Below are 18,949 nucleotides of genomic sequence, written 5' to 3'. Positions count from 1 at the left end.
ACGCGAAATAGCGCCACCGATCGTAAGTTGTGATCTATCCGCCTTAGACGATCAACTCTGCCGCCAGCTTGGCCACCAGCACGTTCGACAGCAGTACCGGAATGCCCAACATTTTTTGCAGGAAATCCCGATGCTTCTGGTGATAACCGATGCAATCCAGCACCACCACATCCGCGCCCTGCTCCTGCAACGACAACCCGGCTTCTACCAAATCGGCCTGCTCGGCCAGATACGGGCTGGCCACGGCAAAGCACGGCGGGCTCGTCAGGTTGCGCCACTTGTTGGCCTGCTCGGCAATCTGCTCTTCGACCGGCACCACGATGCCGACTTTATGCTCTTGCACAATCGCGCGCACCAGCGGCGGGATGATGCGATCCGGCTCCAGCAATAAAGCGGATTGCGTTTTCAGCGTGCCGAACTCGCCGGTGCACAGCAGCAGAATGGTGTCGTAGCCCTGCTGTTCCAGCGCGGTGATTTTACGCTGCAGTCCCTGCTCCACTTTTGGTCCCGACAGACGCACCTGCTCGCCGCTGGTCATGCGCGAGACCAGCACTTTATCGCCCGGCGCGGGCGCATACTGCTGCTCGACCTCGGCCAGCGTCAGGCCGTCGAGTAGCCCGGCATGTGCTATCTGATCGGCGGGCAGATGTTCCTGCAGCAGCGGCAAGATGTCGCTGCGCGGTGATTGACCAATGGTAAGTGTGACCAGGGAGGTATTCATCATCAGGCTTTCCGGTTACGCAAGTGGCTGAGACTACCATACAAAGATAGCAGCACAGCGTACTCTTGCGCGTCATAGAACTGGCAGGTTTCGCGTCCGAACTCTTTCGCCACTTCCACCGCAAACTTCACCGCAGAGGCGATATCCACTTCGTGGCTGGCGCCGGTACCACAGCCCGGCACCACCGATTCCGCGCAGATCGCCACGCCCACGACCGGCACATCGGTGGCGGTGGAGGGCTGCAGAATGCTATTGAGGTGATAAACCCCGTTGCCGTAGGGCGTGATGTCCTGCGTGGTAATCGGGAACGTGACCGCCGGTTTGCCGCTGGTCATCTCCATGATGCGCAGTAAATCTTCCGACACGCGCAGGATGTAGCCCTCTTTCACCGTAGGCGACAGCGCGTAGCCTTTGTGATTAAGGATGCGGTTACCTTTGGTGGTGTCGATCGACAGAATCGCATCAACGCCAGCGATCACCTCATTGTCATTCATGGTGATGTCGTCGCACGGCGAATCCATGAAATCGACCGGTTCGTGCGGACGAGTGGGCGCATCCGGGCAGATGTGGGTGGTGATGATCACGTCGCCCGCCAGCACATCGCCTTTGGTTTGCATCTGCGCCAGCTTCAGCGCACTGCTGACTGCCGCCACGGCACCATCCGCGTCAGACACCATACCAATCCGCGTTGGACGCGCACCGATGCCGCCAAGACGACCAATAATACCCAGCGTTGGCGCATTGCCGCCGTTGCGCTTGCCCTGCGCGCCGGGAATATCGATGCGGACAAAATCGGTACGCCCTTTTGGCCCACTGACGCGGGTAGTGCTGGCGCTAACGCCCGGATAAGCAGCGAACAAATCCACCACCTGCTGGCCATCAATGTAGGCGCTATCGAGTAACTCAAAGACCTGCAGTGTCTGCTGTAAACTCATAATGAATTCCCTGGATTATTTCTTAGTGCTACTGGCAAAGAGTGAATGGAAGAAACTGTAGAGCGCGTCGCCGGCGATAAATCCAGCGGCCATCACCTCCATCGGTGAACGTCCACGCTCGCCCCACACACGCAAAATGATGATTCGCAGCGCGATACCGATCATCACCGCCCAACCGGCAGCGGCGTTATTGATGAGCAAACCGGTCGCCAGCAGCACCCCGAGCTGACGTTTGGGTCCGCCGATTAACTGGATGATGGCGCCCGGAATTGCCCACATCAGCAGGTTACCGGCGATACCCGGCTCCGCCCCGGCCTGAATGGTTTTCGCGTAAACACGCGCCACCGGCGGCAGCAGATTTTCGGCAAAGAAAATAGTATGCGCATACCACACCACCGGAATACAGATGACAAAGGCGATCATGGCGGCGATCAGCTGGATGCGGCGGCCCCACAGCTCCTGCTGCATATCTGCGCCGTTACCGCGCAGGATAAAGCCGGCTTTCAGGTCATAGCCCATGTCGGCAAATGCCGGGCCAGTTGCGGCGGTGAAACCACACAGCAGGCACAGCGCCAGCGGCGGGAAGCCGAGCAGAATGCCGAGAATCAGCGTAATCAGTGCCACCGCAAAGGCCGGGAACCAGCCGGAGTGCATGGCGGCGATGCCGACAATCAGTTCATGTACAAAGGCAGCAAAGGCGGCGTAAACAATAAACAACACCAGCATCGGCAGGCCCATCTGGCTCCACAAACCACCTGCCAGCGCCAGCAGCGTGGAGATAACGATATAACCCACGGTGCCAAAGCCAAGCGAGCGCTTCACTTCGCTATCGCTGCGGCTGACGTTGATCTGGTCATTACGGCGACTGCGAATCACCTGCACCACCTGAATCAGCGCGACTAAACCGGCACCGACCATCACGCCGTGCGGAATATAAAGGGCGTTGATATCAATACCAGCAACCGGTTGCGCATACGCGCGCAGCAGAAAACCGATACCCAGCATACTCAGCGCCCAGATATTGCCGATAAACGCGGTACCAAACGCCGACATCGGAATCTTCAGCATCGAACCGACAATGCCGCCGACAATCCCCACCACCAGCAGCCACGCCTGACGACCGCCTTTATCCCCGGCTTTAATCGCTTCCGCTGCCGCCACGCCCGGCGGCCACGCATTGCTGGCGGGGAACACGCGCGTATCGAACAGACGATAGAGCAGATAAGCATCAAGCAGCATCGCCGCGCTGACGCCAACAAACAGCGGCAGCACCAGCTGCGGTTCGCCCAGCGCCCACGGCACCGCAATCGGCATCAGCAGGCTGTTGGCGGCGCCAAAGGTGGCAGAAGAGATAGCGGTTTGCGCGAGGTTTTGTACTTCAATCGAACGGTAGCGACGAAACCATTGCAGTGGAATGCGCGCCAGCAGCATGGCAAACAGCGCGCCGATAATAGAGGTATTGGGTGTCACCCCAATGGTGGTAATAAGCTGTACCCCAATAATGGCGCCTGCAACGGATAGCAGAACCAGCATTAAGGCAACGCCAACACTTTTTATTGGATTATTTTGACGCATGAGATCCCCGTATTTTCACCCTGTAGAAACGCCTTAAAATGCAATGCCCGACACGCGGGACATCCACATATTTATTTAATCGTTCCCTGATTATTGAAATAAGCAGGTCCGAAGACCTGCTATTTCCCTGGTGTGGCGCGAAGTATTACGCCTTAAAATCGTTAAGAGGGATTCCCTGATTGATTCAGGGTTACGCGCCGTACTTTTCCGCCATTAGGGCGGCGGTGGCACGTAGTTCGCTGAGCAGTGCTTCCGGGTAACCGGGCGCCGCTTCTTGCGATAAAAACGAGAGACAAAGCGCGGCACTTTCACCGCGATGTTTATTGGTCACGGCGACCGCCAGTGAGCTGATGCCCGGCAGCGTCTCATTGCGCGCCATTGCCCAGCCCTGCTGTCGAATCACGGCTAACTCTTTACACAAATCATCCAGCGTTAGCGGTGAGTTCAGCGAAGCCGCCTGCCAGTTGCTGGCAAAACGATCGCGAACCTCTTCATCGCTTAACTGCGCTAACAGCACGCGTCCGGTCGAAGTGCCGGTTAATGAAACGCGTGTGCCCGGCGGCGTAACGAGCTGGGTGAAGAAGCGACCGTGATACATCCGCATCACCAGCACATCGTCACCGTCCAGCACCGAGATGTAGCCCATGCAACCGCTGCTGGCCGCCAGACGCGCCATCGGCGCCGAGGCGCTATCAACCAACGGCGTCGAGAGATAGTGACCAGCAACCGACAGCAGCACGCGGCCAATCTGAAAGCAGCGGCTCTCGGCATCACGCTCAAGTAAGCCTTCACTTTCCATCGTCGCTAACAGGCGCGATACGGTGCTTTTCGGCAACCCCAACGCATCCACCACCTCGGTAAACGTTAAGCCCGGATGGCCCTGCGCCACGCCAAAGCGCTGGAACAGCTTCAGTACGGCAGAGGCATTTTCGAGTGTGGTCATGGCGCCTGTTTCACTATGTGGAACCGAGTTCCTTTATCAAGACCCCGAAAGTAAAACGCGTGGCTTTATGCGTCAAGCGCAAATTTTTAGCCGGACAATACTTATGGAATTTAAGGCAGGAGAAAATACGGCAGAAAAACAGAATTGAATGACGTTATCAGGCGAGAAAGATATTTAGCAGGAAGGGATAGAGCTTATTGGGTAATGCGCAGTATTTGGTTGAGTTTCTTTATCCTGAATAGTTCAAGCTGCAGGAAGGCGGCAAATGTGTAAATCCCCAGGCGCTTACTTTAGTCAGTGACTGGGGAGAACACATCAAGCCAACGTATCTACAGCTTGAAATATGATGGATAACGTTAATCTTTTTCGGCATCCTCGTAGCGCTCTTTAGCATCCTGCGCTTCGGCCTGAGATTTATGTTCACTAATTAACGTATCGGGTTTGGGATGGTCGGCACGTAATTCATACCAGGTCACGGTTTGATCTGACGAGCCTTTTTCAACAGTGACGATGCGCGCTTCACGCGGATAGGGTGGTTTCGTTGGCATAATTTTCCCTCTTCTCTCAGTTGTCCACGGGCAGCCGTGATCCTCTGCCTACCGTGAAGTATAGACAACGGAGGATCGCTGCAAAAAAAGAGAGAAAAATCTGAGGGTTTAGCTGGCGCGCGCCAGTGACAGCGACTGCAAAATTTGCTCAACCACGCGCTCGGGTGATTGCATCGCATTCACTTCATGGTGCGCGGTTTGACGATACAGAGGCGCGCGTTCACGCAGGATATCGCCCATCTCTTCGGCAATCGGACGGCCGGTTAACGTCGGACGCTGCGCCGCTTCCGGCTGATGTTCGAGACGTTGCGCTAAGACGTCCGATGGCGCATTGAGCCAAATCACCTGACCATGTTCACGCATAAAGCGACAGTTGGCTTCGGCCAACACCATGCCGCCACCGGTGGCAATAACCGTATTTGGCGCGGTAACCGCACGCAGCGATTCGGTCTCACGGGCGCGAAAGCTCTCCCACCCTTCAGATGCCACAATCTCGGCCACGCTTCGCTGGGTGGTGAGTTGCAGATGGTGATCGGTATCGTTGAAGGCATAGCCCAGCGCTTGCGACAGCGCCTGGCCCACCGTGGTTTTACCGCAACCGCGTGCGCCGATCAGATAGATGGGTAATGACATCCAGGCTCATCCTCCGCCGTAATGTGCCGCACGGGCAACGTCATCAGGTCAATAATGCGTCGCATAATACCTGGATTTTATTTTATCAGCCACCCGCGAGGCACGATTTACGCGTATTTCAGTCACATCCTGGGCTATTCGCTTGATTAACCAGCGAAAAACAATGCATGAATCGTGCATCGCCGAAAATGTAAGAGCGGGCAACATTTCCTTACCAGGCCGCTGATTTACTTTCCTGGGTCGCGCCCTCATATATTGAGTCATACCGTAAATGGAGGTTTCCCATGCAAAACGAAGAACAACAATTGATTGAAAGCTTGTTCAGCCGACTGAAACAGGCTGAAAGCCAAAGCGGCCCGCGTGATGCAGGCGCAGAGCAGTTAATCAAACAGCATTTACAGAATCAGCCTGGCGCACCTTACTACATGTCGCAGGCGATCCTGATTCAGGAAGCGGCGCTGAAAAAGCTCAATGCACAGGTCACGGATCTGGAAAATCGTCTGGCGCAGGCGCAGCAGCAACAGTCGCCACAGCAGAGCAGCGGCGGTTTTCTTTCAAGCCTGTTTGGCGGCGGTTCGCGTCCGGCAGCCTCCCAGCAGCAACAACCGGCCTGGGGCACGCCACCGCCGCAGCCTCAGCAGCAGTATGCGCCCCCGCCACAGCAGCAATACGGTGCAGCGCCGGCGCGCGGCACCGGCTTCCTCGGCGGCGCATTGCAAACGGCAGTTGGCGTGGCGGGTGGCGTGGTGATGGCGGATATGCTGACCAGCATGTTCCACCATTCGCAACCGGAAGAGATCGTTAACATCATTAACGAACCGGCGCTGCCGCAGGTCGATAACAGCCTCGATACCTTCAACGGCAACGACAGTAACAACGCGTTTCTCAATGATAATTCGGGTTGGGATAACAACCTGGCGGATAACAATGATTTCGGCGATTTTAGCAGCGGTGGCGACTTTGACGACGATGACAGCTTCGTCTGATTAGCGCTGGCGTAACCACTTATCCAGTTCATTAGCAAACAGTTGGCGGTCGCGTTGGCTCAACGTCGACGGACCGCCACTCTGAATCCCGCTGGCACGCATCGTTTCCATAAAGTCACGCATGGTTAAGCGCTGACGGATGGTATCCGGCGAATAGCGTTCACCGCGCGGATTCAACGCCGCAGCGCCTTTCTCCAGCACTTCCGCTGCCAGCGGAATATCGCCGGTAATCACCAGCTCACCCGGCTGCACGCGTTTCACAATCTCATTATCGGCCACGTCAAAACCGGCAGCCACCTGCAGCGTTTTCAGCCACGGCGAAGGCGGCACGCGCAGCGGTTGGTTAGCGACAAACGTCACGGTGACTTTGGTGCGCTCCGCAGCGCGGTACAACACCTCTTTGATGACATTGGGACAGGCATCCGCATCAACCCAAATCGACATGATGACTCCTTTTTCGCAGACAATGAGGCTGATCTTGCCGTGCTGCGGCAGAATGGCAACTGTTTTTGCTGTCTGCCTGCCTTGTTATTAATCCTCGCTGACGTAAGCTTACCCCCACAGAAAATGAACCACTTAGAGGATAAAGCGATGCTGGAGAAAAAAATCGGGTTTGTCGGCTGCGGCAATATGGCGAAAGCTATCATCAGCGGACTGGTGAACAGCGGGCAGATCGCCCCGGCCAATATCCTGGTATTTGACCGCAAACCGGCCACCAATCAGGCGATGGCGCAACAGTACGGCATCACCGCCGCAGAGAGCGTTGAATGCCTGGCGCGTGAAGTCGATATCCTGTTTGGCGCGGTGAAACCCAATGTGATTCTCAAAGTGCTGAAAGATGTTGCCGGTCAACTGAAAAAAGATGTGCTGGTGGTATCGATTGCGGCGGGTGTGACGCTCGATTCATTGGCTTCTGTTTTAGGCCACGATCGCAAAATCATTCGCGTGATGCCCAATACGCCGTCGCTGGTGAATGAAGGCATGACGTCTGTGACGCCTAACGTGCTGGTGGAAGCGCATGAAGTGGATGAAGTGGTCGCCATTTTCGAGAGCTTCGGCAAAGCGGCGGTGGTGAATGAATATCTGATTCACGCGGTAGTTGGCGTAAGCGGTTCGGCACCGGCGTATGTGTTTATGTTTATTGAAGCGATGGCGGATGCCGCGGTGCTCGGCGGCATGCCGCGTGCACAGGCGTATCAGTTCGCGGCGCAGGCGGTAAAAGGCTCAGCGCAGATGGTGCTGGAAACCGGCGAGCATCCGTGCGTGCTGAAAGATCGGGTGTGTTCGCCAGGCGGCACCACCATTGAAGCGGTAAAAGTGCTGGAAGAGAAAGGCTTCCGCGCCGCAGTGATTAACGCGATGCAGGCTTGCATGGCGAAGTCAGAGGCGTTGAGTAAGCAGTGATTGGAGCGGTTTGCCCCTCACCCTAACCCTCTCCCGCAGGCGGGAGAGGGAACCGATCGAGCATGTTGCCGCATCTATCTCTCCTGCCAGCGGGAGAGGAAATAGTGAGCTCAGGCGGCCCCTTCTCCCGCTGGCGGGAGAAGGTTGGGATGAGGGGCAGCGCGCGCTGCACTCTACCCCTGATATGCCTCATACAGCGCAATCCCCTGCGCCAGCGTCATCGGGTGCTGCATCTCGTGCACCAGCGCTGCCGTCAACGTATACAGCCCGGCAGAACACACCGCCGCAATCATCCCTTCGCGGCAATAGAAAGCGATAAAGCGCTTATCCTGCAGCGATCCCAGCAGGCGATAATCATCCCACTCCTCCGCATGCCCCAAATACTCGTAACGAGTACCGTAGTGCGCGGTCCAGAAGAATGGCACGCGGTCATACAATATCTGTTTACCCAACATATTCAATGCCGCGATACGCCCCTGCTGATGTGCCACGCGATAGTGCTCAATACGTTGCGGGCCACGCACCGAAGGGTAGCTGGCGATATCACCGGCCACCCAAATGTTATCCGCCACGCGTAGCTGACTGTCCGTCAGTAAGCTGCCATCCTCTTCGAGCGGCAGGTCGTGAATGAATTGGGTTGCGGGCACCACGCCGGTACCGAACAGCACCAGGCTGGCCTCTACCGTCTTGCCACTTTTCAGGCGCACAGCGCTGACTTTGCCCTCGCCTTCCAGCGCCACTGGATCGCCCTCAACAAATTTCACCCCGTTGCTGCGGTGCAGATCGTAAAAGTGACGGCCAATCTCTTCGCCAAACTGTTTGGCAAACGGCAGCGGATGACGCGCAATCACCGTGACCTCAACATCACGATTACGTAGCGATCCGGCCATCTCCATGCCGATAAAGCTGTTGCCGATAATCACCAGCTGTTCAGTTTTATCCACCTCTTTCAGCAGTTCATCGGCCTGATTGAGAGAGCGCAGCAGATGCACGCCGTCCAGATCCTTGCCTGCAATGTCCAGCGATTGCGGCACGCCGCCGCTGGCAATCAGCAGTTGATCGAACTTCACCTGCTGACCGCCCTTAAGGATCAGCGTTTGCTCCAGCGCTTTCAGCTGCTCCACATCCCCCTGAATGCGCTGTACCGCGCCCAGGACATCTTGCTTGAGGAGTTTCGGCACCTCTTCAATTGCCATTTTGCCGGACGGCACAAACTTGCTTAGCGCCGTGCGATCGTAAGGTGCCTCTGATTCACGCTCGACCAACACAATCTGCCCGCTAAAACCTTCATCACGCAGCGTCCAGATCGCCGCGCTGCCCGCCGCGCCCGAACCTAAAATCACGCACACTGGCGAAGTTCCCTGAGCGGATGGTGCACTGGCGGGCGCCATCGCCTGCGGATTGACCAGCACTTTGCCCTGTTCAACCCGCACCGGATAACGTTTCAAATTGGCTAATGCCAGCGGCTCACACATCTGGCCATCCTGCAGCTGAAACACCGCTTTGTGCCACGGACAGATTAGCTTGTCACCACATACCGCGCCCTGCTCTAACGGCGCACCGGCATGCGGGCATTTGGCCTGAAATGCCTGCACGCGCTCATCGTCACGAATCAACACCACATCGGTGTCGCCAACGGTAAATTTGGTGGGTTTGCGCTGCGCCAGCGACTTGAGTTCCACGACGGTTTGATAGCTCACGATAGGCCTCCTTTCTTCTGGTTTTTGATGTAGACAGCAAATCCCTACAAAGAGTAAGCCTGGCAAAGCGTGGTGATTTGTCCGCAATAACAAAGCGCAACGGTAGCTAACTGGTTGTTAAATAGTAAAAGATAATCTGCGATTGTCAGGCCGCTGCGTCATGTCGCCACACGCACTCGCCCTGTTTTACACAGCCGCGCAGCTGCACGCTGCCATCCGTTTGCGGTGCCAGCAGCAGCAGATCGGCGGGCGCTCCGGCAGCCAAACCCTGTTGCTGCGGCAGAGCGAGTTGGCACGCTGGCCGTATCGATGCCATCTCAATGGCTTGCGCCAGCGGAACCAACTTCTCGCGCAGCAGGAAGTTGACCCCGTCCAGTAGCCCGCGCGCTGAACCCGCCAGCAACTGCGGCGCATCCGCCAGACTCAAACGACCGCTGGCGCTAAGCTGCACGCGGCCACCGATGGCAGTGTGATAAATGCCCGGTGGCTGCCCAGCGAAGGACGTCACGTCACTGACCAGCAGCGCCTGCTCGCCTTTGGCGCGCAAAAACACTTTCAGCACGTCCGGCGGCAGATGGTCGCCATCTGCAATCAGCGTGGCCGTCAGCGCATCTTCAGCCAGCTGCTGCCAGATGTAATTTGGATGCCGCGGCAGCTGCAGATGCGCGCCGTTGCCGAGATGGGTGGAAAGCGTAGCGCCGGCAGTTACCGCTGCGCGAATCTGCTCAGAGGTTGCCGCAGTATGACCAATCGCAACGCGCACCTGCTGCGCCACGCAATGCCGGATCAGCGCGTCGCTTTGCGGCCACTCCGGCGACAGCGTTAACAGCCGGATGCGCCGCTGCGCCGCCTGCTGCCAGCTATCGAACAGCGCGATATCCGGCGCGCGAATCGCCTCGCGCGGGTGCGCACCACGCGGTCCATCTTCTGGCGACAGAAAGGGACCTTCCAGATGAAAACCCGGCACCGCACGCGCCACCTCAGGATGCTGCTGGCAAGCGCTGGCCAGCCGCTGCATCGCGTGCGTAATCTCTAGCGGACTGGCAGTGATTACCGTCGGCAAATAGCTGGTCACGCCCTGCTGCCACAGCGCGCGCGTGGCGTGCAGTACATCCTGCTCACTAAAAGTAAAGTGGTTGAAATCGACGCCCTGAAAACCGTTGACCTGCAGGTCGACAAAACCCGGCGCGAGGATAATATCGTCATCGAGTGCGCTCAGCGCGCGCACCTCAGCAATGCTGCCGTGCTGAATTTCCAGCTCGATGGGTTGCAGCGTGCGGTAATCACGGCCGCGCAAAATGGCGTTAGTCAAATGTCACCTCCGGGCAGGCAGCGCTATCGGTATACAGCGTGCAGTGCGGATGCTGGCGCAGCCGGGTTGCCGGACAAGCCGTGGAGATAGCGTCATTGAGCGTTGCCTGCACCGCCGCACGTTTGCTGGCGCCCGGCACCATGCAGAACAGGCGCGCCCCGCTCATCAAGGCCGGAATGGTCAGCGTCACCGCATGCGTCGGCACCGCTGCGAAGGTGGCAAAACAGCCATCGTTGACCTGCTGCTGGCGGCATGCATCATCCAGTTGCACCACCTTAACGCTGTAAGGATCGCTGAAGTCTGCCACCGGCGGATCGTTAAAGGCTAAGTGGCCGTTCTCGCCAATCCCCAGACACACCACATCAATCGGCGCGGCGTTAAGCTGTTGACTGTACGCAGAACAGATTGCCGCCGGATCGCCGCTGGAGGGAATCAGATGGACTTCGCCCGGCCGCACCTCATCAAACAGGTGCTGACGCAGAAACTGGCTGAAACGCTGCGGCGCAGCGGGATCAAGTCCGATGTATTCATCCATGTGTAAGGCGTGAATGCGTGACCAGTCGATGTCCGGCGCCGCAGCCAGCGCGGCAAGAAACTCGTTTTGCGACGGCGCAGCGGCAAACACCATACGCACCAGCCGTTGTGCACTCAGCCGCTGGCGCAGATACATCGCCACGTCCTGGGCTGCCTCAGCGCCTAGCGCAGCGCGACTGGCGAAGCGTTTAACCTCCAAACGATCCTTTTTTCCCTGTTGTAATAGCGTCATGTTATCCCTCCTGAGAAACATTGGTTTTCTGCGGCCAGCGCTTATCGGCGGTCGCATCCTGATCCTGATTCAGGGCATTCAGCAGCTGATCCACTTCCGGGCGAACCGGCGCACGGCGCAGCCAACCCATGGCGATAAACAGCATCAGCGATGACATCACCGGCGCAGCCACCACCGTTGCGGTGCTGACATCGGTAAAGATAAATTTCACGCAGAAGAAGGTGCCAACCCCCACCGCCCAACTCACCAGCGCGGCGGCGCTACCGCTACGACGAAAAGCCGGTAGCAGTCCGAGCAGCATCGGGATTGATATCGGACCGACCAGACCACCAAACCAGACGATCAGCAGTGACAGCACGCCGCCGAAATGGCTGGCGTTCATGGCAATCACCAGCGTGGTGATAATGAACAGAAAGGCGGTGAGTCGCGCCACCAGCAGCGAACTTTTACCGCGCTGAAAGCGCCTCGGCAGCATGCCCGGCAGAATATCGCGCGTGACGACGGCAGTAATGGCGTTGGCATCAGAGGAGGTCATCGATAGCGTATGCGTGAACATCGCCACCAGCACCAGCCCTACTAAGCCATTCGGCAGCAGTTCCATCGCCATCATCGAATAAGAGCGCGACGGATCGCTCAGGCCAGGAAACAGCAGCGGCGCTGCCCACATCGGCCAGAACAGAATTAACGGCCAGATAAGATAGAGAGCCGAGGAGAGCAGCGCCGCTTTGCGGGCATCGCGGCCGGCGGGCGCAGCAATAAAGCGCTGTGCCAGATTCCAGGTACCGCCGTTGTAACTCAGGGTATAGATGACGAAATAGGCGAGCACAAAGCCGAGGGTATAGGGTTCCTGAATGATCTGCGTATGGGTTGGCGGCAGCCGCTGCCAAATGGTGAACAGCTCGCCAAAACCGCCAAGATGCATCGCCACCGCCACCACCATTACAATGGCGGCGACAAACTGCACCACAAACTGACCGAAATCGTTGCAGGCATCGGCCCACAAGCCGCCCATCACGGTGTAAAACAAGCTGAGCGCCCCGGAAACACAAATACCTATCAGCGGATCGAGCCCGGTGAAAACGTTGATAATCACCGCAATCGCCGCCCACTTCGCGCCGACATCGAAGGTTTTCAGCAGCACCCCGCTCCACGCCAGCACCATCTGCGTTGGCAGGTTATAGCGCGTGGCGAGATATTCCATCGGCGATTCGATGTTCATATAAATGCGCAGTCGCGCCCAGCGCGGGGCAAAGAGACGCGAGCCAATCAGCACGGCGATGGCTATCGGGAAGGCCCACCAGAAATAGATGGTGATGCCCATGTTGTAAGCTACCGCCGCGTAAGCCACGAATACCGCAGCGCTGTAGCCCGACATGTGATGCGACACGCCCGACAACCACCACGGCATTTTTCCACCGGCGGCAAAAAAATCGCGCGTGCTGCCCACCTTGCGCATCGCCCACAGGGTAATAGCCACAATCATCAGCGCGTACAGCGCCATCACAGCATAATCAAGCACATTCATAGCAGACTCCACAGATAAAGGCTGCCCAACGAACGGTCTGGCTTCGCAGGGATTGAGCGGATTTGACTTAATTAGTCATTATTTAGGACTAATGCATCCTGCCAGCGTTGTGGCGGCGTTTTTGTGATGAACATCCTGGTATGAGTTTTTCCTCTGACGTGATAAGTAAACCTGAATATATCCATGCTGCGGTTAACTGCAATAAGAAAGGGTTCATGATAACCATGAACCCTTAATATATTTCAGCTGCCGTTATCTAAAGGCATCGCGCACTTCAGCCAATAATTAAATCAGCTCTTCTTCAGACATGAACTCATAAAGGTTTTACGCGCATCGCCAGTGAGCTTTTTATCGCCCGCATCAGCATTACAGGTTTTCATCTTCATTTGTTGCGGCGTCATATTGCCCATTTTGCTGTCTTTTTTCAGACAGTCACTCATAAAGCTTTTACGCGCATCGCCTTTCAGATTTTGTGTACCGGCACTTTGGTTACACGTGGTCATTTTTTCCTGCTGCGCGGTTTTCTCTGCCGCGCTCGCTCCGCCTGCAATCAGCAAGCCTGCTGTCATTATTGCCAAAAGACACGATTTCATTACCGGATTCTCCATAGCATTATTGCCCACTAAGCATGGCACGGAATAAGTCAATACGAGAAATCGATAACGACATTCGCCGGTAAAAACAGGCGAAAATCTTTATACCCGCGGATGGTTCAGCAGCTTCTCTACATAATTACGCAGCAGGGTGGTATCAGGCGTTTCAGCGGCAGGCGCCACGGGCGGCATCGCTAATTTAATACCGGTGGCAATTTCATGGAATTGTTCGGAGTTCAGTTTGCGCAGCATCGCGGTGACCACGATCTCTAACGCCTCTACCTGAACCACTAATTCTTTAGACTCTTCTTCTTTTTCAGCCAGCTTTAGAAGGAGTTCCGCAATCAGGTTTTTCATGCGACAAGCTCAATGAGAGAAGAAAAACAGACGTTAGCATTGAGCGGAATAAAACAACAACAATTATTCGGTATTTTGCGTAAAAAATAGATTAGCCGCAGCGCGAAAAAAGAGATGCAATATCAATATGTAACGGCGAAACGTTTCACTGGCGAGTCCTTTATTTATTGAAACGTTTCGCTGGCTAAATTAATTAACGCTGGCGCTCATTATTGCGGCCCCATAAAGCCACGTCCCGGCCCGCCACCGCCATGCCCATGACCGCCGCCCCAGCCGCCGCCCGGAGGTGGGAAAATGCAACCGCTCAGCGCGGTGACCAGTGCCGCAACTGCGGCGAATTTAATAATACGAACCATAATTACCTCGGAATGGTGAAATCGGGCTGAGTGTATGAGGCCGCACCGGGCGCGACAATACAGAATTCTCCGCAACCCGGCGCTATTCATCTCCGCTCACCACGCTTAACAATTTACTGGCACTAAAGCGGCTAAAACATCACAGAGGCGCCATCACGGCCTGCCACTCAGCGCGCAAAATCGCGGCAGATGGCTTTACAGACGAGGCAATTTCACGCAATGTGAGCGCATTACAAAATATGAGATCTCATCATGACCTTATCTGCTGTGTCCCTCAGCGAAATTCTGGCGCGCCGTGACTGGGAAAATCCGGTGATCACCAGCCTAAACCGGCTGGATGCGCATCCCCCGTTTGCCAGTTGGCGCGATGAAACCCAGGCGCGTGACGATCGTCCTTCTCCCTCGCGGCTGATGCTGAATGGTCAATGGACCTTCAGCTACTTCACCCAACCTGAAGCGGTGCCGCAAAGCTGGCTGCTGCAGGATCTGCCGGACGCGCAAACGTTGCCGGTGCCCGCTAACTGGCAGCTACACGGCTTCGACGCCCCCATTTATACCAATGTGCAATATCCGATTCCGGTGACACCGCCTTTTGTGCCGCAAGAAAATCCCACCGGATGTTATTCGCTCACATTCAAAGTGGATGATAACTGGCTGCAGCAGGGCCAGACGCGCATTATCTTTGATGGCGTGAATTCAGCTTTCTTCCTGTGGTGCAACGGACAATGGATCGGCTATTCGCAGGACAGCCGCCTGCCCGCTGAATTTGACCTCAGCCGCGCGCTGCAGCCAGGTCAGAATCGCTTAGCGGTGATGGTGCTGCGCTGGAGCGATGGCAGCTATCTGGAAGATCAGGATATGTGGCGCATGAGCGGCATCTTCCGTGACGTCAGCCTGTTGCATAAGCCAGCAACCCAGCTCGCCGATGTGCAGCTTGAAACCGCACTTAGCCCGGAATATCTGCGCGGTGACCTGCGTGTGAACGTCAGGATCCAGCCGGGCACACATCAGCCTGCGCAGTGTCGATTACGCGTCAGTTTGTGGCTCGGTGAAAAGTGCGTTGCTGAGCAGGAACAGGCGCCGGGCAGCGACATCATTGATGAGCGCGGTCATTATCCCGAACGTGCGTTGCTGGTGCTGCCCATCACTCAGCCGCTGCTGTGGAGCGCCGAAACGCCGCATCTTTATCGCGCGGTGGTTGCCCTATTGGATGAAAATGGCGCCTTGCTGGAAGCCGAAGCGTATGACGTTGGCTTCCGTCGCGTCAGCATTGAGAACGGCCAGCTGTGCCTGAACGGCAAACCGCTGCTGATTCGCGGCGTGAATCGCCACGAACATCATCCGGAAAATGGGCAGGTGGTGGATGAAGCCAGCATGCGGCGCGATATCGAACTGATGAAGCGCCACAACTTCAACGCGGTGCGCTGCGCTCACTATCCTAATCATCCGCTGTGGTATCGGCTGTGCGATGAGTACGGTTTGTACGTGGTGGATGAAGCCAATATTGAAACGCACGGCATGCAGCCGATGAACCGGCTCTCGAGCGATCCGCGTTGGTTCGCGGCCTACAGCGAGCGCGTGACGCGCATGGTGCAGCGCGATCGCAATCACGCCTGCATCATTATCTGGTCGCTGGGCAATGAATCCGGGCACGGTAGCACGCACGATGCGCTCTACCAGTGGGTGAAAAGCAGCGATCCTACACGTCCGGTGCAGTACGAAGGCGGCGGTGCGAATACCGCAGCCACCGATATCGTCTGTCCGATGTACGCGCGCGTCGATAAGGATCAGCCCTTCCCGGCCGTGCCGAAGTGGTCACTGAAAAAATGGATTGGCCTGCCGGGCGAAACGCGCCCGCTGATTCTGTGTGAATATGCGCATGCGATGGGCAACAGCTTGGGTGGTTTCGCCAAATACTGGCAGGCATTCCGTCAGTTCCCGCGCCTGCAAGGCGGCTTCGTCTGGGACTGGGTCGATCAAAGCCTGACGCGCTACGACAATAATGGCGAGCCATGGCAAGCCTACGGCGGCGATTTTGGCGACACGCCGAACGATCGCCAGTTCTGCATGAATGGCCTGGTGTTTGCCGATCGCTCACCACATCCGGCGCTGTTTGAAGCCCAACGCGCACAGCAATTCTTCCAGTTTCAGCGCGATAGCCAGGATGCCTGGCGCTTTACCGTCACCAGCGAATATCTGTTCCGCCGTAGCGATAATGAAGTGCTGCGCTGGTCGATTGAGCAAGATGGCGTCGCCCTCGCCAGCGGTGAATTGCCGCTCGACCTCGCGCCACAAGGTAGCCAGTCGTTTACGCTGCCAGTCAGTGAGAACCTGCAGGGCAACGCCTGGCTGAACCTGGCGGTTTATCAGCTCAACGCCACGCCGTGGTCTGAGGCCGAGGCGCGCGTCGCCTGGGATCAGTGGCCGCTGCCCGCCGAGTTACCTGAGCGCGTAGCTGAAATTAGCACCACCGCGCCCGAGCTGATCGCTAATCACGATCTGGTCGCGGTGGTGCTGCCGCAGCAGCGCTGGCACTTCTCCCGTCGCAGCGGCGAGCTGGTGCAATGGTTTGTTGATGATGCCGAAACGCTGTTAACGCCGCTGCAGGAGTGCTTTATACGTGCGCCAATTGATAACGACATTGGTACTAGCGAAGCCGCCAACGTTGATCCCAATGCGTGGATCGAGCGCTGGAAACGCGCGGGATATGATCAGCTGGAAGCGGTGCTGGTGGATATGCAGGTCGATAGCCTGAAACACAGCGTGCTGATTGAAACCTGGCATCAGTGGCAGGCTAACGGGCAACTGATCTTCACCAGTCACAAACGTTATCAGATCGGCAGCAACGGGGAGTTGTCGGTAAGCGTGAGCGTGGAGCAGGCGCCCGGCTTGCCGCCACCGGCCCGCATCGGTCTACGTTGTCAGTGGGTGAAAGCACCACAGCAGGTGAGCTGGCTCGGCTTAGGCCCGCACGAGAACTATCCAGATCGCCAGCTAGCAGCGCAGTTCTCGCGCTGGCAGTTGCCGCTGGCCGCGCTGAGCACTGCCTACGTATTCCCGGGTGAAAATGGCTTGCGCTGCGGCACGCGTCAGTTGCAGAGCGGTGACTTGCAGGTCAGCGGCGACTTCGCTTTCTCGCTCAGTCGTTACAGTCTTGAACAGCTGCGCGCAACCTCGCATCGCCACTTATTACAGGAAGAGGATGGCTGCTGGCTGCACCTCGACGGCTTCCATATGGGCGTCGGCGGTGACGACTCCTGGAGCCCAAGCGTCAGCCCGGAGTTTTTGCTTTCTCAGCAGCGCTGGCACTACGCGCTGAAGTTGCGTCAGTAGGTTTTTCCGCCGCATCACGCTGGCTCCGCGGTGGAGTCAGCGTGGTTTTCGGGCGGCGATAGAAGCGACGCAGCAACACCACGTTCACTAACACCACCATCGCCGTGGCGAAGAACACCCAGCGATATCCGGTGGCCGCTGATACCGCCGCGCCCAGCAGCGGCCCCGCAACATTTCCCAGGTACATAAACGATTGGTTATAGCCGAAGATGCGGCCGGTGATGTTATCGCGCGAATGACGCACCAGCAGCGTCTGCACCGCGGGCATCATGGCGCCATCGGCAAAACCGAGCAGGAAACGCAGCACGCCAAGTTGCGTGGCGCTGGTGACAAAGGACATCGCCACCAGCAGCACCAGCGAAACGATCATGGTGGCGATCAGAATACGTTGCGTACCAATGCGATCGCCGAGCTTGCCGAGCCGTGGCGCGGAGATCAGCGCCGACACGCCCGGCAGCGCGGCAATCACGCCACTGAGAAAAGCGATGTTTTGCGCATTCGGCGCCAGCTCGCGTACAAACAGCGTCAAAATCGGATTTACCGAGCCGTTGCACATCTGAATCACCATGGTGGTAACAAACAGGCACATCATCAGGCGCGGGTTATCGAGGCTACGAAACACCTCGCGGCCGCTCAGTTTGTCCTTCTTGCTCACCGGTGTATAACCGGTCTCTTTGATCAGGAATAGCGTGACGAGGAAGCTCACCATCAGCAATACCGCGGTGACGATAAACACCATGCGCAAACCGAGCCAGTCAGCCAGCAACCCGCCAATCATCGGTCCAAGGATCACGCCACTGATTTGCCCGGTAGAGACGCAGCTCAGCGCCCAGCCGCTGCGCTCGCGCGGCACCTGAGCCGCCACCAGCGCCATCGCATTGGGGATATAGCCAGAAGTGAGTCCCATCAGCGCACGCAGTAGCAGCAGTTGCCACGCCTGCGTAACAAACGCCTGCAACAGAATCACCGCGCCCATGCCGAATGACGCGCGCAGCAGCATCAGCTTGCGTCCTTTGCGGTCGGCAAGGCTGCCCCATAATGGCGCCACGGCGGCAGAAACAATGAAGGTGACACTGAAGGTGAGTCCTGACCATACGCTCAGCGCGTTACCGCCACGAATCCCGAGTTCTTCAACATACAGCGGCAGGAAGGGAATGATCTGACTGATGGCGAGGCCGGTGAAAAAGCAGCCAAACCAGACTGATATCAGATTAACTTTCCAGGACTCGATGGAGCGTAACATGGGCGTGAGCATCAGCAGA

Annotated in this window: 18 protein-coding genes; 3 read left to right on the top strand and 15 right to left on the bottom strand. The window is 57.0% G+C overall.

What is annotated here, in order from left to right; translation table 11 throughout:
- Positions 1 to 43 precede the first annotated feature (43 nt).
- The 6 genes from WH298_RS14275 to aroL form a co-directional block, all read right to left on the bottom strand.
- On the bottom strand, positions 44 to 721 hold the full coding sequence (locus WH298_RS14275; RefSeq protein WP_036620377.1) for an AroM family protein: 678 nt from the start codon (positions 719 to 721) through the stop codon (positions 44 to 46).
- A gap of 2 nt (positions 722 to 723) precedes the next feature.
- The gene (locus WH298_RS14270; protein WP_180823155.1) at positions 724 to 1,656 is read right to left on the bottom strand and encodes a DUF1177 domain-containing protein; all 933 of its coding nucleotides are present in this window, start codon (positions 1,654 to 1,656) and stop codon (positions 724 to 726) included.
- A 15-nt stretch (positions 1,657 to 1,671) separates the two neighbouring features.
- On the bottom strand, positions 1,672 to 3,231 hold the full coding sequence (locus WH298_RS14265) for an OPT/YSL family transporter (RefSeq protein ID WP_049850795.1): 1,560 nt from the start codon (positions 3,229 to 3,231) through the stop codon (positions 1,672 to 1,674).
- A gap of 190 nt (positions 3,232 to 3,421) precedes the next feature.
- Positions 3,422 to 4,174, bottom strand: coding sequence for an IclR family transcriptional regulator (locus tag WH298_RS14260; protein WP_049850794.1), 753 nt, complete (start codon positions 4,172 to 4,174; stop codon positions 3,422 to 3,424).
- 356 nt (positions 4,175 to 4,530) lie between these two features.
- Entirely contained in the window at positions 4,531 to 4,722 is a 192-nt protein-coding gene (locus WH298_RS14255) for a YaiA family protein (protein WP_007887060.1), read from the bottom strand.
- Between the two features lie 108 nt (positions 4,723 to 4,830).
- Entirely contained in the window at positions 4,831 to 5,355 is a 525-nt protein-coding gene (gene aroL, locus WH298_RS14250) for a shikimate kinase AroL (protein WP_180823154.1), read from the bottom strand.
- Between the two features lie 284 nt (positions 5,356 to 5,639).
- Here aroL and WH298_RS14245 point away from each other — a divergent pair, with 284 nt between their 5' ends.
- Complete coding sequence (locus tag WH298_RS14245) at positions 5,640 to 6,341, top strand: DUF2076 domain-containing protein (protein ID WP_180823153.1); 702 nt, start codon at positions 5,640 to 5,642, stop codon at positions 6,339 to 6,341.
- Here WH298_RS14245 and WH298_RS14240 read toward each other — a convergent pair whose 3' ends face one another.
- Entirely contained in the window at positions 6,342 to 6,785 is a 444-nt protein-coding gene (locus tag WH298_RS14240; protein WP_007887063.1) for a YaiI/YqxD family protein, read from the bottom strand.
- A 147-nt stretch (positions 6,786 to 6,932) separates the two neighbouring features.
- Between WH298_RS14240 and proC the strand changes: the two genes are divergently transcribed.
- The gene (proC, locus tag WH298_RS14235; RefSeq protein WP_180823152.1) at positions 6,933 to 7,745 is read left to right on the top strand and encodes a pyrroline-5-carboxylate reductase; all 813 of its coding nucleotides are present in this window, start codon (positions 6,933 to 6,935) and stop codon (positions 7,743 to 7,745) included.
- A 173-nt stretch (positions 7,746 to 7,918) separates the two neighbouring features.
- Here the strand turns inward: proC and WH298_RS14230 are convergent, their stop codons facing one another.
- The 7 genes from WH298_RS14230 to WH298_RS14200 all read right to left on the bottom strand — a co-directional run bounded on the left by WH298_RS14230 (position 7,919) and on the right by WH298_RS14200 (position 14,354).
- Positions 7,919 to 9,445: an FAD-dependent oxidoreductase gene (locus tag WH298_RS14230; protein WP_049850791.1), complete on the bottom strand. Its 1,527-nt coding sequence runs from the start codon at positions 9,443 to 9,445 to the stop codon at positions 7,919 to 7,921.
- Positions 9,446 to 9,590: 145 nt separating this feature from the next.
- Entirely contained in the window at positions 9,591 to 10,757 is a 1,167-nt protein-coding gene (locus WH298_RS14225; RefSeq protein ID WP_180823151.1) for an N-acetylglucosamine-6-phosphate deacetylase, read from the bottom strand.
- Positions 10,750 to 11,523, bottom strand: coding sequence for a glucosamine-6-phosphate deaminase (locus WH298_RS14220; protein ID WP_180823150.1), 774 nt, complete (start codon positions 11,521 to 11,523; stop codon positions 10,750 to 10,752). The genes WH298_RS14225 and WH298_RS14220 overlap by 8 nt, the downstream gene beginning before the upstream one ends.
- A 1-nt stretch (position 11,524) precedes the next feature.
- On the bottom strand, positions 11,525 to 13,048 hold the full coding sequence (locus WH298_RS14215) for a sodium:solute symporter family protein (protein ID WP_180823149.1): 1,524 nt from the start codon (positions 13,046 to 13,048) through the stop codon (positions 11,525 to 11,527).
- A 290-nt stretch (positions 13,049 to 13,338) separates the two neighbouring features.
- The gene (locus WH298_RS14210; RefSeq protein WP_007887071.1) at positions 13,339 to 13,641 is read right to left on the bottom strand and encodes a PsiF family protein; all 303 of its coding nucleotides are present in this window, start codon (positions 13,639 to 13,641) and stop codon (positions 13,339 to 13,341) included.
- Between the two features lie 102 nt (positions 13,642 to 13,743).
- Positions 13,744 to 13,998 carry an anti-adapter protein IraP gene (gene iraP / locus WH298_RS14205; RefSeq protein ID WP_180823148.1) on the bottom strand — a complete coding sequence of 85 codons (255 nt, stop codon included), beginning with the start codon at positions 13,996 to 13,998 and terminating at the stop codon, positions 13,744 to 13,746.
- Positions 13,999 to 14,207: 209 nt separating this feature from the next.
- Positions 14,208 to 14,354, bottom strand: coding sequence for a hypothetical protein (locus WH298_RS14200; RefSeq protein WP_162838734.1), 147 nt, complete (start codon positions 14,352 to 14,354; stop codon positions 14,208 to 14,210).
- 252 nt (positions 14,355 to 14,606) lie between these two features.
- Between WH298_RS14200 and WH298_RS14195 the strand changes: the two genes are divergently transcribed.
- Positions 14,607 to 17,687 (top strand): beta-galactosidase, encoded by a 3,081-nt coding sequence (locus WH298_RS14195; protein WP_180823147.1) that lies wholly within the window; start codon positions 14,607 to 14,609, stop codon positions 17,685 to 17,687.
- Here the strand turns inward: WH298_RS14195 and WH298_RS14190 are convergent.
- Positions 17,626 to 18,930: a multidrug efflux MFS transporter gene (locus WH298_RS14190; protein WP_049850786.1), complete on the bottom strand. Its 1,305-nt coding sequence runs from the start codon at positions 18,928 to 18,930 to the stop codon at positions 17,626 to 17,628. The genes WH298_RS14195 and WH298_RS14190 overlap by 62 nt on opposite strands.
- Between the last annotated feature and the right edge of the window lie 19 nt (positions 18,931 to 18,949).

Source organism: Pantoea nemavictus, from assembly GCF_037479095.1.
GTDB classification, from domain to species: Bacteria; Pseudomonadota; Gammaproteobacteria; order Enterobacterales; family Enterobacteriaceae; genus Pantoea; species Pantoea nemavictus.
This window is presented reverse-complemented; position numbering and strand designations above follow the sequence as displayed.

What these genes read in the sequence shown, in the direction of transcription:
- WH298_RS14275 (WP_036620377.1), bottom strand. Translation starts at nt 721, where the DNA reads ATGAATACCTCCCTGGTCACACTTACCATTGGTCAATCACCGCGCAGC.
- WH298_RS14270 (WP_180823155.1), bottom strand. Translation starts at nt 1,656, where the DNA reads ATGAGTTTACAGCAGACACTGCAGGTCTTTGAGTTACTCGATAGCGCC.
- WH298_RS14265 (WP_049850795.1), bottom strand. Translation starts at nt 3,231, where the DNA reads ATGCGTCAAAATAATCCAATAAAAAGTGTTGGCGTTGCCTTAATGCTG.
- WH298_RS14260 (WP_049850794.1), bottom strand. Translation starts at nt 4,174, where the DNA reads ATGACCACACTCGAAAATGCCTCTGCCGTACTGAAGCTGTTCCAGCGC.
- WH298_RS14255 (WP_007887060.1), bottom strand. Translation starts at nt 4,722, where the DNA reads ATGCCAACGAAACCACCCTATCCGCGTGAAGCGCGCATCGTCACTGTT.
- aroL (WP_180823154.1), bottom strand. Translation starts at nt 5,355, where the DNA reads ATGTCATTACCCATCTATCTGATCGGCGCACGCGGTTGCGGTAAAACC.
- WH298_RS14245 (WP_180823153.1), top strand. Translation starts at nt 5,640, where the DNA reads ATGCAAAACGAAGAACAACAATTGATTGAAAGCTTGTTCAGCCGACTG.
- WH298_RS14240 (WP_007887063.1), bottom strand. Translation starts at nt 6,785, where the DNA reads ATGTCGATTTGGGTTGATGCGGATGCCTGTCCCAATGTCATCAAAGAG.
- proC (WP_180823152.1), top strand. Translation starts at nt 6,933, where the DNA reads ATGCTGGAGAAAAAAATCGGGTTTGTCGGCTGCGGCAATATGGCGAAA.
- WH298_RS14220 (WP_180823150.1), bottom strand. Translation starts at nt 11,523, where the DNA reads ATGACGCTATTACAACAGGGAAAAAAGGATCGTTTGGAGGTTAAACGC.
- WH298_RS14215 (WP_180823149.1), bottom strand. Translation starts at nt 13,048, where the DNA reads ATGAATGTGCTTGATTATGCTGTGATGGCGCTGTACGCGCTGATGATT.
- WH298_RS14210 (WP_007887071.1), bottom strand. Translation starts at nt 13,641, where the DNA reads ATGAAATCGTGTCTTTTGGCAATAATGACAGCAGGCTTGCTGATTGCA.
- iraP (WP_180823148.1), bottom strand. Translation starts at nt 13,998, where the DNA reads ATGAAAAACCTGATTGCGGAACTCCTTCTAAAGCTGGCTGAAAAAGAA.
- WH298_RS14200 (WP_162838734.1), bottom strand. Translation starts at nt 14,354, where the DNA reads ATGGTTCGTATTATTAAATTCGCCGCAGTTGCGGCACTGGTCACCGCG.
- WH298_RS14195 (WP_180823147.1), top strand. Translation starts at nt 14,607, where the DNA reads ATGACCTTATCTGCTGTGTCCCTCAGCGAAATTCTGGCGCGCCGTGAC.
- WH298_RS14190 (WP_049850786.1), bottom strand. Translation starts at nt 18,930, where the DNA reads ATGTTACGCTCCATCGAGTCCTGGAAAGTTAATCTGATATCAGTCTGG.